The organism is Bacillus sp. 7884-1 (genome assembly GCF_002272245.1).
GTDB lineage: Bacteria > Bacillota > Bacilli > Bacillales > Cytobacillaceae > Neobacillus.
Map to the genome: position 1 here is coordinate 38,189 of NZ_NPDD01000167.1, position 13,323 is coordinate 51,511.

Sequence of the window (13,323 nt, forward strand, 5' to 3'; positions counted from 1 at the left end):
TTTTATCTTTATGAAAATAATACCATAAACTATCAAAAAGATTGTTATTATTTCATCTGTCAATTTTTTAGGTAGCACATTTCATGACTAAGGGCAATTTTCATAAGGTCATATTTTATAAAGCATTTCCTATCTGTTTTTATATTCTGAATTTCTCTTTAATGGATTTGTTATTACTAATGGGCACGAATTTGCTCTGTCGTATAAAATTTTGCATCTTCTTGCTGATTCGCATAGCGTATATCAAGTTTCATTTGATTACTCCTTCATTCATCAACTTTTTATATTCAATTCCTGCAAAAAATAGAGCAGCAAGACCGTAGCTCCAGTCTCTTGATTTTTGCATCTTATATTGTAGCTTGTAACCTAGCGCTGGTAAAATATGAAGCGGAATCGTCGGACCGCTAATATGTCCTAAACTGATGAGACCATTTCGGTAATCTAAATCAGCGACGACTGCATTAAACGCCTTCAAACTAGGTTCCAAATAGATTCGATCGAGGTAACCAGAACGAACACCGTGCATCCACCCCGAGGCAATTAAAGCTGTTGCACTACTTTCTTTAAGGGTGGTTTCTGGCTTGTTAAGTAACGTTTCAAAATAGCCATCTGTTCGTTGATAAGGAAGTAACGCCACACTTATTTCTTGTAATATTCGGATTGCTTTGTTACGCTCTTGGCCGTTTTCTAAGTTATCAATTAACATTGGTAGCGCACCAACAACCCAGCCGTTCCCCCTCCCCCAATAAAGCTTTTGTGGAAACTGCTTTTTTACACGAACCCAATAGCTATGAACAAACAATTTGTTGTCCGGATCTTTCAAATATTTTTCGAATAACTCTGGCTGAATTTTAGCAAACTCCATGAGCCACTCTTCTCCTTGTTCTCTTGCATAAAGACTTGTAAACACCCCGTACATCATTATTGAGTCGATCCAAATACTTTTCGGATAAAATTTTCCTTCAAGTGAGTGACCGAGATGATTTGGCATATTGTGGATAATTTTTTCAGAGTGTTTAATATAGGAAAGGCCTCGTTCGGTTACGACACGATAGTCTTCATTTTCAATATGTTTACTTAAATAATACGTCGCCAAAATCGGAGCTAACGTATCCGATTGATCAACGCGAAGCCCTTTTTTAATGTGATAATCAACATATCGTTTTATGTAATCTGTGTACCGCGCTTCACCTAAAAGGTCGTTCAGTTGACCAAGAGCGTGCATCAGTAACCCTTCACCCCACATCCACGGTAATTTCTCCGGGACGAGTCGTTTCGTCGTCGCGTCAGCTAACTCAATAATTTTTGCAAACAACTGATCCATCGGCATCCTCCAAACTAAACTAACAATTTTTTCAGTTCATCCTCTTCTTCCTTATTCTTATCCTTTTGTTCGTAAAATTTCAAAAGCCTTTCGTGAATATGACGGTTTAGCGGATACTTACGGGCAATAAAAATGGCTAATAGTAATAAAATGGCCGGCAAAACAAAGATAATGACACGCAATCCTGTCATAAATGAGTTGGGCTGATTATAGAAATTTACCGATTTTAGAGATGAATTGCTACTGAAATCGTAGACCTCGGTTACTTTAAGGTCCTTCTCAACAACAATACTGTCTTTCTCTTCATCTTTTTGACTCATTTTCAACACATTTTTATCAAAAACATAGTCGATTTTTTCATTTGTCAGCAATTCAACTTGTCGATTCTCCATGTCAATGCGAATATCATCGTTGCCGTCTTTTTGCAAATCGACCGTTAACATCCCTTCATTGTTGACGAAAGCGGTTGCATTTTTAGGGATAATCATCTCACCTGGCTGCATATAACCAGAAAGTTGAAGCATTAAACCCACCGTCCATATGCCAATGGCTGAAGAAAACTTTCGTGAAAACGCCATAAATCCGGCAAACGAGCCACTGCGACGCTCACCAAATGCTAATAGCGATACATCCGTAACGTCAGGAAACATCACCCACGGCATAACAATACAAGCTGTCAACCCTAACCCAACAACAGCTGCAATAATAAAAATCGCGGCAATTGGCCAACTGTAATTGTAAAACCCAAGAGCAACGGTGCCAACAATAAAAATTGCTGCTCCAATCATGAATGTTTTCGGCTTGCCGATTTTTCCAGCGAGCATTACGACAAAAAACAACATGACAATTTGCATAATGAGCATCGTTCCAAGCACAAATTCGAGTAAATCTTCTCGATGAATCAAATATGTCATATAGTACGTAAAGATAGCGCTTACTACATCCATGACGAAAAAAGCGGATAAATACATTCCTATTAACGAACGGTAAGTTTTAACTCGAAAAGGAGAAATAATTTCTGTCAAGCTAAATCGGCGCTTCACATCGGAAATCGGTACGCGCTCTTCGCAAAAAAGAAATATGCCAATATACGGAACAGCATAAAAAATACTGAAAACAAGCCCCATGAATAAATACCCTGTTTTCTCAGGAAACATCCCTACGATAACCATCGGCATGACCGCACCAATCAATGAGGAAACTTGCGAGAAAAATAAACGAGTTGCGTTCACTTGGTCGCGCTCTTTGACGTCTTGACTAATTTCGCTTGATAAAGCAGTATACGGAATCGTTACAATCGTAGAAACCGTTGAGTAAAAGATGTAACTAAATAACACAAATAAAAATTTTCCAAGTGCACTTTCAAAATTCGGCGCATACCAGAGGAGCGTAAAGGCAATTAGGATGAGAAAAAAACCTGCTAAAAGATATGGTTTTCTCCGACCGAATCTTGTCCGCGTATTGTCAGTCACGACTCCCATCACTGGATCTGAAAGAGCGTCCCAAATTTTTGATAATAAAATAACGGTCCCTGCAAGAACAGGGTCAATGCGGACAACATCTGTCAAAAATCTCAAATAAAAAAAAGCAATAACCAGCTGGGCACCGCCGCCAAACAAATCGCCCGCTGCAAACGTAAACACCTCTTTTTTCATCATTTTTTTCATAGCTTTCTCTCCGTTTCAGCTAATTATCTTTGCTCTCTCAACCCTAAATCAAAATTGAGCGTCAACCGATGCCCTTTGCATTTTAACTCAATTTCGTTTGCTCCTCTGTCAAAATTTCCATAGGGCGATTCTAACCGCTTATATTGATCCTCCATCCGCTTTCCATCTACATATAGTCCATCTTTATATTTCAGCTTATATTTCCCATATTTTAACGTCAGTTTTTCAAAGTGAATGTTCGTCTGTTTTATTCGTTTTTGAAATTGCTCATAACTTTCACCTGAATCTGAAACTTCAAAAATCCAATATGTCGTCTTACCATGTTGAATGAGGTCATAACGGTCATTTGGATTGACGACTAAGTCACTGCCACCAATTAAAGCGACGTGAACACATTCTTTTGTACCGAACGCGTACTTTCCTTCAATATGCGCCTGTTCAAATCGATCGATTGGAAAATGCGCATGGGTGAATTCGATGCGATGCCGTTCCATAAAGCCCTTTCGTTGGTCCACTTTATAAATCGACAAATGGACATTTTCAAACTGGGCACTATGAGGCTGAATGCCGTTTCCAACCCAATAAGAAGGCGAAAAATTTCGCGCATTGTCATCAAAAATCGGCGCACCTGGATGTGTCGAAAAAATACTAATGTCCTTATTTAAAGTTGCTTGCCAGATGTGATGTTGGTCACCAAACGTTCCCGGATAGTAATTTTGCGCTGTTGACAAAATATAGTTGGCTTTCCGATATGTATAAGAGTTCACCTTTTGAATCGCGACACCGTTTGACACTGGATTTAACATCTTTGTCACTAATGGCAATAAAAAACTGAACGACTTTATATCTAGCATCTTTAAATCCTTCAAAAAATCATTTGCCTTCATGTTGTAGGCGCGAAACATTCGCATTGTTTCGCGAATAGATTGCAGGTTTGTAAAACTTTCCATTGCCCATTGAATATAGCCAGCCGTCACTTCGCCTTTTTCGGCACGGAGCTGCTCAAGTTCGTCCAAATCATGCCCCATACTTGTTTTAATTACGCCCGGTTCTTTATCGTTCGCTATTTCAAAAATGACTTTTGGCAACTCATAATTTTTGCATAAAAAAAGATTGGCACTAATGCGTGTATAATCTAATTCTTGCTTATACCGGTTTCCAAATAAAAACTCATTAATTTCAAGCACATCTTGTGTCAACGGTTCACGTTTTTGCACTTCGTAACAGCGTCCACTTGTAACCGAAAACAAACCTTTATACAAATGCATCGCCATATCTGCCAAAATTAAATCCATAATAATTGCCGCTTTATTTTTAATTTCTTCATCACCAAAATCAATGAGTAATGCTAAAGGAGCAATATCTTCTTCATAATACGTGTTGGAGTGCCATTCAATAAAACCGTGTTCAAAACGATGTTTTAACCAAATGAAAATTTTCCCCCTAAACTTCTCACTCAGTTGTGCCCCTGTTAAATATGAATTAGTAAATAGCTCATTTTGGTAATAACGCCCTGCTACATACCCACACGTAAAAAACAGTAGCTGATGATTTTCAGACCAATAACACATTGAGTCGTCACCAGGTTCATCCATCCAATATTTGAAAGACAAAATTGTATTTCTCATCTCTTGAATAGTGTTGTCCGTCAAAAGAGATGAATAAGAATACAGTGTTCTTAAAACTGTGACCATCCTAAAGTCAGCACAGTCAAGGCGGTAATCAATAAATTTCAATAGCTCTAGTAGTCCTGCCTCGTCAATCTGCTTCCCTTCATCTAAATCTTTAATTTCTTTAAAAGATTTCGGCCCCATTTTAATACTCATCGGAATATCTCTGTCCATAAATCTCCTACCTTCCTATCCGTTTGTTACTCGATTGCGAACAACTTTTTTAAATAATCGTTTAAGAAGATGCCCTTAGGATCAAGCTGTTGACGAATCTTTTTAAAGTCTCCTATTTTCGGATAAAGTGTAGTTAAATTATCGCCACGAAGTGTATGAAGTTTCCCCCAATGCGGTCGTCCATTGTAGCGACGAAAAATTGCCTCGATATCAGCAAAATATTTTTCATGCTCCATACCTTTATACATATGGACAGCAATATACGCAGAATCACGCCCATGCGCTGGACTAAGCCAAATATCATCACCTTTCACATAGCGACATTCAACAGGGAAATGAACGTGATAGTCGTTTTTCTCGACAAGCTGATGTATTTCACGAACAACAGTTTCCATTAATTCAGCTGGAACGCTATACTCCATTTCGTTAAAACGGACGAGACGAGTTGTTGTAAATAATTGATGAGTATAACCAACATCCTTTCCTGTATCGACAAATTTCGCTGACAGACTACTGATTGATTTACTCAGACTTGGAATCGTACGACATACTCGCGAAAGAACACCAAATAAGGCATTTTCCATCACCATTTGATTTAAATTGCGCCAAAATCGATTGCTTGGTAGTTGATTCGTTGCTTCATTCATCAATTTAGCTTGAATGGTATCCGTATGCGGAAACCAGAAAAATTCAAAGTTGCGATAATCATCTCTAAACTCCGCTAAATGTTTAAAACATTCATCTAATGATAACCGTATACTTTCATATGTAAGGACAGTAGCCGGAATGACACGCAATGTTACTTTCACAATAATTCCTAACATCCCGAGCGAAACTTGCAACGCTCTAAATAAATCCGGGTGACTCTCACGATTACACGTCAATACTTCACCAACAGCAGTCACAACTTGAATTTCAACAGCTTGTGTCGCAATACTTCCAAGCTTACTTCCTGTTCCATGCGTTCCCGTACTAATTGCCCCAGCAATCGATTGTTTATCGATATCACCAAGATTTTCTTGCGCCCATCCTTGTGCATGAAGAGCTGCACTTAAATCGCGTAATTTCGTTCCTGCCCATACACCGACTGTTTGTGTAACTGCATCGACTTTTTCGACTCCTGCTAGATGGTCAAGTGAAACAAGCACTTCATTTGTATGTATAACTGGCGTAAACGAGTGTCCAGATCCGACAATACGAATCCCTCGTCCTACTTCTTTACATCGTTTTACTAACGAAACGACATCTTCAACACTCGCTGGAAAAGCGATATGTGTCGGTTTACTTTGAACGATTCCAGACCAGTTTTGCCAAATTTTTTGATTTTCTTTTAAAGAAAACATTGTCCATCCCCCCGATAAGTTGTTACTCTATTAACAATTTCACCATTTGAAACACAATAAAGATGATTAAACCGCTCGCAAAGTTCACCAGCTTTCGCATGGCGTAAAAAAATAGGATCACCGTGCATTAATTTTGCGGTCCCCAGATAAACAATCGGCGTCTGTACTTCTCCCGCTCCTTCAAGGGGCAATAACTGTGCGCCTTTTGGTAAATACGGCTTCGGTAGCTTATCTGTTCCAACTGCTCCTGATGCAATGTAACCCCCTCCAGCACATGTAAATAGATGGGCATCCGGTTTGCGAACAATTTCAATCGCAAAGCCCGCAGCTGGCTTGTAATGAAAATTACGATAGTTGTCAAATAACCCCGGGGAGAAAAAACCCGACCCGACTGTTACTTCTGTTACAACTTTCTCACTTGTTGTTGTATGTAAACTTCCCGTCCCCCCACCATTCACAAACTGAAGGGAAATCCCGTAGTTTCCAATCATTTGAATCGTCGCAGCTCGTTTTTCAGCAAGACGCTTCTTCGATTGTTTTTTTAGTAATGTAACAATCGTATTTTTTGCAGTTTGCTTCGGATAGTGGTCACCAACACCAGCAATTTGGGCTTCGTATCCCATTACACCAACTAAACAAACAGACGAGGACTCCATTATTTTTTCAACAACTACTTTCGCATCACCTACATTACGAATCGGTGAACGCCATACGCCGAAATGAAGCCCCGGAACATCCATTGACATGTCAATGTCGAGACAGAGAGGGAGTGTTACATTAAACGTTTCGGCAATTTTGTTAAGATGTTGGACATGTTCGACAGAGTCAACCATTAAGGTAATCCTTTTTCCTTGTTGGTTGAACTGACAAATTTTCGCCACTACTTCTGAATCCCAGATCGGATAGCCGATTAAAATATCTTCAATTCCTTCGTTCCCTAGATAAAGCGCTTCCATCGCCGTAAAACACATCACACCTTTAAATAGCGCATGTTTCTTCATAATATATTTCATTATAAAAACACTTCGAATTGATTTCGTCGCAATTCGAATGTTTTTGTGCGCTGCGGCTGAAACAATCCTTTCAATATTTTCATCCAATAAATCAAAGTCCACAAACGCAAAGGGTTTAGCTGTTCTTTCAAATATTTTTCTGTAATAGTGATATTCATGGTCCATTCCATCAAACCTCTCCATCAAAGTTGAAACCTGTGAAATCCCCTTTTCCCTTTAAGCTACTTTATGACGACTGTCGATAAAGTAACATTTATTTATTTATTAATTTATTGTTTTCTTAAAATTTATTATTTTTTAAATATTAATTATTTTCATAAAATTATACCACTAATTTTAATAATAATAAATTGACGTGTCAATTTAAGTTACAGGGGCTTTCTAGAGTTGAAAGCCCCTGCCTTTTTACTTTATTTATTTAGGCGACCTTTTGAGTCAGACTCTTTTTTAGTGTAATACTATGACAACTATAATTTAAAACCGTTTTAGGAATAAGGGCTTACACGAAGGGCTTCTACACAGTTCACTTTCAAGATCGGAAAAGAATAAAATAATTGTGAATTATATAGAAAGCGATGAGAAATATTCCTCGTTTCCGTAAAAAAAACACCAGCAAAAGCTGGTGACAAATTATTTCCAAATCTTAATTTTAATTAAATAGCTGTTTTTGGCGCGCAATCAAAATTGATGGATAAGTTTTGTTATTTAATATTTTTTGTGCATCTGCATTCAAAACAGTTTTAGCTTTTTCACTGCTATAATTAATTAATGCTTTATTATTAATTTGGAATAAAAAGTCCTGTATATGCTTATCCGCATTATCAGGATTCCCAATATCTAGCTGATGCTGGGCCTGTTTAAGATAATTTGTAAGCTGTGGTATTATCGGTCCAGTGAGTTCACCTGAATTAATAAAGCGGCTTACCAGCTGCATCATTGAGTTAATACTAGTAGTGACATTAAAGCTAAGCGACGTTTCTAGTTGGTTGCCAGCTACATCCTCTAGTGTAACTAGAGCTGTATAAATTCCTGGTTTTCCTGCCATGTCAATAACTACGTCCTGCTGTGTTTTAGTTTCAATAACATAGACTTCGCCGTCTATAGTAATTTTTGCTGAAGCCATTCCTGATAAATCATCTGCTACTTTAAAGGTAAGTGGTAAATAGTCATCAAAGGACTCTCCATCATTCAGGTTATTACCATTTACTATAAGATCAAAATGCGGCATTGTTTTATCAATTTTTATAATCTGCTGTTTTGTCTCTTCTAAATTACCTGCTATGTCCATCGAGCGATATTCCAGCGTATAAACTCCCTCTTGATTAAAGTCAACTGGATTATTATAAGGAATCCAATCTCCGCTATCGCCGATTCTGTATTCTATTCCTTTAATCCCGCTCAAATTATCATTTGAACTTAAAGTAACATTTACATTCGAATTAGACCACTCATTCGATCCCGTTCCACCTACCTTTGCGATAGAAACAGGTGCAGTATAATCTACTACGATTGGGATGTTATTTGATTGTATTATTGTACCATATAGATTAACTATCGCAGTAATAACTGCATTTCCTTCTTCATTAGGCGTTATTACCCCGTTGTCATCTATAGATGCTACCTCTGAATTACTGCTTGTATACTGTATGGTAGCTTTTGTTAAATCCGCATCTAAACCACTGTCAAGCTTTCCTGATATGATAATCGTTCCTTTGTTTGTCTTGCTTAGCACTGTTTTATCAGCAGCAATGGTTACATCCTTCAACTTATCAACTGTAAAATTAACATTGTATGTCTTTGATGTAGTACCATCCTCAGCAGTTACCTTTATCGATGTTTTGCCAGGTAGTTTTGTTGCAGCTGTTACTACTGCACTAGAATTACTATCTGATGTAGTTGTGGCTACTGTCGGAACTTCAGTTGTTCCTGCCGGTAACAATACATTGTAATCTGTTTTTTCTGCAGCAAATTCATTTAAAGGTGTACCATTTAAAGTAATAGAACTTAAAGTTGCAATTGGTGATTTTGTCAATCCTACAATTTCACTGGCACTCAAGGCTCTATCGATTATTGTTAGTTGGTCGATACTGCCTGCAAAGAATGAAGCTTTTGCACCCGTTCCTGGTTGTATTTCAGCTCCCAGATAGGACATTGGACAATTCATTTTATCTGGAAGTGTTTGCGAAAATACACCATTTACATAAAGTGATGTCCCTGCACTGGAGCCAACAAATGTTAGATGCACCCATGTGTTTGTCGTAGGAAGCTTATAATTGAAGCTACTGTCTTTTACTCCAAATACGGAAAATCCAACTTTCCCTGAATTCCTCCATTGGTTAGCCTTAATACTAGATGTTGGGCCACTAACAAGTGCTTCAGCAGTTTTGGTTGTATTGGATTTGCCGTAAACCCACATACCTAAAGTCCAGTCTCCTGCTATCTCTGTTCCTCCCAGACTCATATATTGAGAAGTCCCATTCAAACTAACCGCACTTCCAAATTTACCTGTTGTCCATGTTGGAAGAGAAGTTGTGTTACTTAATAAGGTTGCATTAAATCTACCTGAGCTATCTGCTGCTGTCGTACCGGAACCTTCATCCATGCTCCAGGTTGAGTTAATTGGCATTGCAGGCGGAGAAAATGCAATAGGATCTGCGAAATACTTAATTCCCTTATTCTCTAAACTTGAAGCGTGGTTATAAAGTCTAGACTTAAAATCGTTCCAGTCTCTCATACTCTTTGGTGTCCATCCAACCTCTGCATTCGCTATTAATCGTGGATAGATCATATAATCCAAATGGTCCTGAGTCACAATGGTTTCGGTCCATAATGTACTTTCTATTCCATAGATAGAGTTTGCCGGAGCAAAATCCGTTGGATCCCAAAGGTACGCTTTCGATGTATTGATATATCCTCTCCAAGATAAGCCAAGTGGAGAATTAGCGTAATATTTCTGATCGATATATGCATTTGCTGGAGATAAGATCATCTTCATACCTTTTGATATGGCAGATGTACCAGTGGTAGGAGTACAATGCCAGTTTTGAAGAATCGAATCACTCGATGTTAAACCGGTTGAAGTATCATATGGGTCCCATCCAACAACCTTCTTACCATATTGACTTACAATTCCTGCGACTCTTCCTACAAAATAATTGTAATCTGAGGCAGTGGTATTAAAGGATTCATCCCCTCCAATATGAATATACGGTGAAGATGAAATAGCAGAAAGTTCTCTTATTACATCATCAACAAAATCATATGTAGCTTCAGATCGAGCCATCAGTGTACTATACCCAACTGCTGTATCATACCTAGGTACCGCTCTGACTCCAGTAGGATTTAATTCTGGAATCGATGCTAAAGCTGCATTAGTATGTCCAGGCATATCAATTTCAGGAATCACTTCGACATATCTAGCATTTGCATAGCTTACAATTTCCTTAAACTGTTCTTGTGTATAATACCCACCTGGAGCATGGTTAACTGCTGAAATGCTTCCATATGTTATTAGGTCTGGTCTCGATTTAATTTCAATTCGCCATCCCTGATCATCAGACAAGTGTAAATGTAGCTTATTAATCTTATACTGTGATGCAAGATCAATCTGACGCTTCACTTGATCCACTGTGAAAAAGTGTCTAGCTACATCTATCATTATCCCTCGATAACTATATGAAGGCTTGTCGTTTATCGTTGAACATGGTATTACCCATGGTACTCCTGTAACAACTGTACTCTTTACAATTTCTGCTGGTAAGAGCTGAATTAATGTTTGAGTACCTCTGAAAATACCTTCTGGTTTATAGGCAGAAAGTGTAACTCTATCCGTATCTGTAACCAAATTATATCCTTCAATCCCTTGTTCAGCAGTTCCTCCTATTGTAGTAAAATAAATACTTCCCGCTTGAGGCGTATTTGATTTTGTAACCCTGATATTAAAGCCTGTGGAAATATTTAGCTTAGCTACAAGGAATTGAGCAATGTTATAAATTTCATCTGTTTCTTCTTGAGAATTACCAGCTACGTAGATCGAAGTGCTTGGAGTTAAAGTAAATTCCCCAGTGCCAGCTATATAACTTACAGGTTTTGGTAATAACGATGGGATATTGGGAGCAGCTTTAGCATTATTAGGTATTATTATCACGAAATTAAGAAATAAATTAAGGAGTAACATAAATATTATTGCAACAGGAAACGTTTTATTTTTAATTAATTTGTTCAAACTACATTCTCCTTTTATTTTTGATATGGAATTGTAAGTTTGGTTCTTAACTTATTGTCCTAGTGTTCATTTCTCTAGAATTTGTCACTGTGAAGGTTTTGTGCACTAGCATGAAATAATTTGATAATAGTCCTGTTGTTACAGCCATCGAGGACATTGCATTAAACATTTTTTTGTTCTACTTTTTCTCATCAAATTTCTCCTTTTTATATGTAATTAGCAGTTTAATATATTTGAAAAAATGCGAATATTGTAAAAAACCACTAATCCTAATTATAAGTAGGCAATGACTTAAAGTAAATTGGGGGAATTCCACTTGAAGTTTATAGATATTTTTTGACATACATATGCTAATAAATTTATGTTTTTGATACATTATGTAAAATTAGCTCGAAAAAGAAAATATTTTAACTCCATTTAGTGTCGCTATTTGTAAATTATCATCACCTGATTTTAGGAAATATTGGAATTTCATGTGACAATAGAATTTTAATTTAATTATTTCATGGATAAGGGTATCAATAAACCATTCATTTTAACAAAAAAGAATAAACACCTCATTGTTCTAATTCCAATATTAACCGTCATTGGTGCAAGTTCCTTATCACTCTTTCCACTACCTTGACCACGTTGATACTTACGTATTGTCTTTTGCATAAAAATAGCCTCCTATGAATTTTTATAGGCGACTAAGAGTAAATGTAATTTACAGTTTCGGTAAACAGTCTAGTTAACACTATTTAGATTGTAATGGAGAAAATTTATTAAAAACGCTGAAAATGTTATATTAGCGGGGCTGCGTGGAAATCGAACCTACCAGACCTGGCACGCAGGTCTCAAGCAGTTTTGAAGACTGCTGTCATATGTTTATCTAGTATCTTTATGTATCCTCAAGTACTGATAAATTAAGCTTTCTTGCTTCATAGTATTTTCTTGTGATTTGTAATTTTTAAAATTTGGGCACGAAGCATGGCACCTTTAACCTCTAAATTAGGAATGATATAGTTTGAACAGCAACATTAATTTCTTAGAGCTTTTACTACATAAAACAGAGATGGATTATCATCTTTCTTGTACCACTTACCTGCTCCGTTAGCACAAAAAAAAGCCGCCATTATAGCAGCTGGATCTAAGAGTATTATTTACCGAAGTTATAATTACAACAATCTTATTGAGTTGGGGACAGATTATTAATTATTGTCCCCAACTTTTTTGATTACTATAGTTTTCTCCTAAGTACTATTACTCTTTAATTCTTACCTTTATTTCTTTAGGTCCGCTTTCTTTATATCAAATGATAAAAAATTCGCTTGAGTAACTATAATGAAAAAAGTTTAGGAACTCCTTTAAAATCACTCTAATTCACTTAAAATTTCCTCCAGCGTTTTTCCATTTGCATTTTCTTTTGGATTTTTGTCAGCCTTTACTGTCGGATTTTCAAGCAGATAATTTTTCTTGATATATTCCATATCCTTTAGGTCTACCGTACCATCGAAATTGATATCAGCGTTGCGATCGGATGCTTTCCAATGATTTTTCAAGTAAACAGCGTCATCAATATCGATCAAGTTGTCTTTATTGACATCGCCGGCAAAAGCTGGTAGGAACGAAAGGATTTGCTGCTCCCCAAGACTGCCTTCGCGGCCGATTGTAAACGTTTTTTCTACTGTGAAGTGGCCTGGTATATCCAACTTGAAAGTTAAAGGTGTACGGTCGGAAGGCAATCCGTCAACATAGAATTTGGCGTCCTTTGTTACTCTCCCCTCATACGAGTTGCCATTCACGTCCATCGCTGATACTTTCGCACCCAATGCAAGATAATCGACATAGGTAGTAAGAAGGGCTCCGTAACCATCTCTATAATAGATTGTACGGCAAGAATATCAAACGGGTCAGGAACCTACAGA

8 protein-coding genes are annotated in these 13,323 nt (G+C 37.4%); all 8 read right to left on the bottom strand.

The window, feature by feature from the left end; translation table 11 throughout:
• Positions 1-250: 250 nt before the first annotated feature.
• Entirely contained in the window at positions 251-1,324 is a 1,074-nt protein-coding gene (locus tag CHI06_RS19225; RefSeq protein WP_179292696.1) for a glycoside hydrolase family 88 protein, read from the bottom strand.
• A 14-nt stretch (positions 1,325-1,338) separates the two neighbouring features.
• Positions 1,339-2,991: an MFS transporter gene (locus CHI06_RS19230; protein WP_095250231.1), complete on the bottom strand. Its 1,653-nt coding sequence runs from the start codon at positions 2,989-2,991 to the stop codon at positions 1,339-1,341.
• A gap of 23 nt (positions 2,992-3,014) precedes the next feature.
• A complete protein-coding gene (locus CHI06_RS19235; protein WP_095250232.1) occupies positions 3,015-4,835 on the bottom strand; it encodes a hypothetical protein in 1,821 nt (606 codons plus the stop codon).
• Positions 4,836-4,861: 26 nt separating this feature from the next.
• On the bottom strand, positions 4,862-6,178 hold the full coding sequence (locus CHI06_RS19240; protein WP_095250233.1) for a D-arabinono-1,4-lactone oxidase: 1,317 nt from the start codon (positions 6,176-6,178) through the stop codon (positions 4,862-4,864).
• Positions 6,166-7,356 (bottom strand): amino acid deaminase/aldolase, encoded by a 1,191-nt coding sequence (locus CHI06_RS19245; RefSeq protein WP_095250234.1) that lies wholly within the window; start codon positions 7,354-7,356, stop codon positions 6,166-6,168. The genes CHI06_RS19240 and CHI06_RS19245 overlap by 13 nt, the downstream gene beginning before the upstream one ends.
• A 484-nt stretch (positions 7,357-7,840) precedes the next feature.
• A complete protein-coding gene (locus CHI06_RS19250; RefSeq protein WP_095250235.1) occupies positions 7,841-11,416 on the bottom strand; it encodes a family 20 glycosylhydrolase in 3,576 nt (1,191 codons plus the stop codon).
• 498 nt (positions 11,417-11,914) lie between these two features.
• Positions 11,915-12,073, bottom strand: coding sequence for a hypothetical protein (locus CHI06_RS29935; RefSeq protein WP_179292697.1), 159 nt, complete (start codon positions 12,071-12,073; stop codon positions 11,915-11,917).
• Positions 12,074-12,768: 695 nt separating this feature from the next.
• A complete protein-coding gene (locus CHI06_RS19255) occupies positions 12,769-13,227 on the bottom strand; it encodes a dockerin type I repeat-containing protein (RefSeq protein WP_095250236.1) in 459 nt (152 codons plus the stop codon).
• Between the last annotated feature and the right edge of the window lie 96 nt (positions 13,228-13,323).

Excerpts from the sequence above, each read along its gene's own strand:
- CHI06_RS19225 (WP_179292696.1), bottom strand. The coding sequence starts at position 1,324 with ATGGATCAGTTGTTTGCAAAAATTATTGAGTTAGCTGACGCGACGACG.
- CHI06_RS19230 (WP_095250231.1), bottom strand. The coding sequence starts at position 2,991 with ATGAAAAAAATGATGAAAAAAGAGGTGTTTACGTTTGCAGCGGGCGAT.
- CHI06_RS19235 (WP_095250232.1), bottom strand. The coding sequence starts at position 4,835 with ATGGACAGAGATATTCCGATGAGTATTAAAATGGGGCCGAAATCTTTT.
- CHI06_RS19240 (WP_095250233.1), bottom strand. The coding sequence starts at position 6,178 with ATGTTTTCTTTAAAAGAAAATCAAAAAATTTGGCAAAACTGGTCTGGA.
- CHI06_RS19245 (WP_095250234.1), bottom strand. The coding sequence starts at position 7,356 with ATGGACCATGAATATCACTATTACAGAAAAATATTTGAAAGAACAGCT.
- CHI06_RS29935 (WP_179292697.1), bottom strand. The coding sequence starts at position 12,073 with ATGCAAAAGACAATACGTAAGTATCAACGTGGTCAAGGTAGTGGAAAG.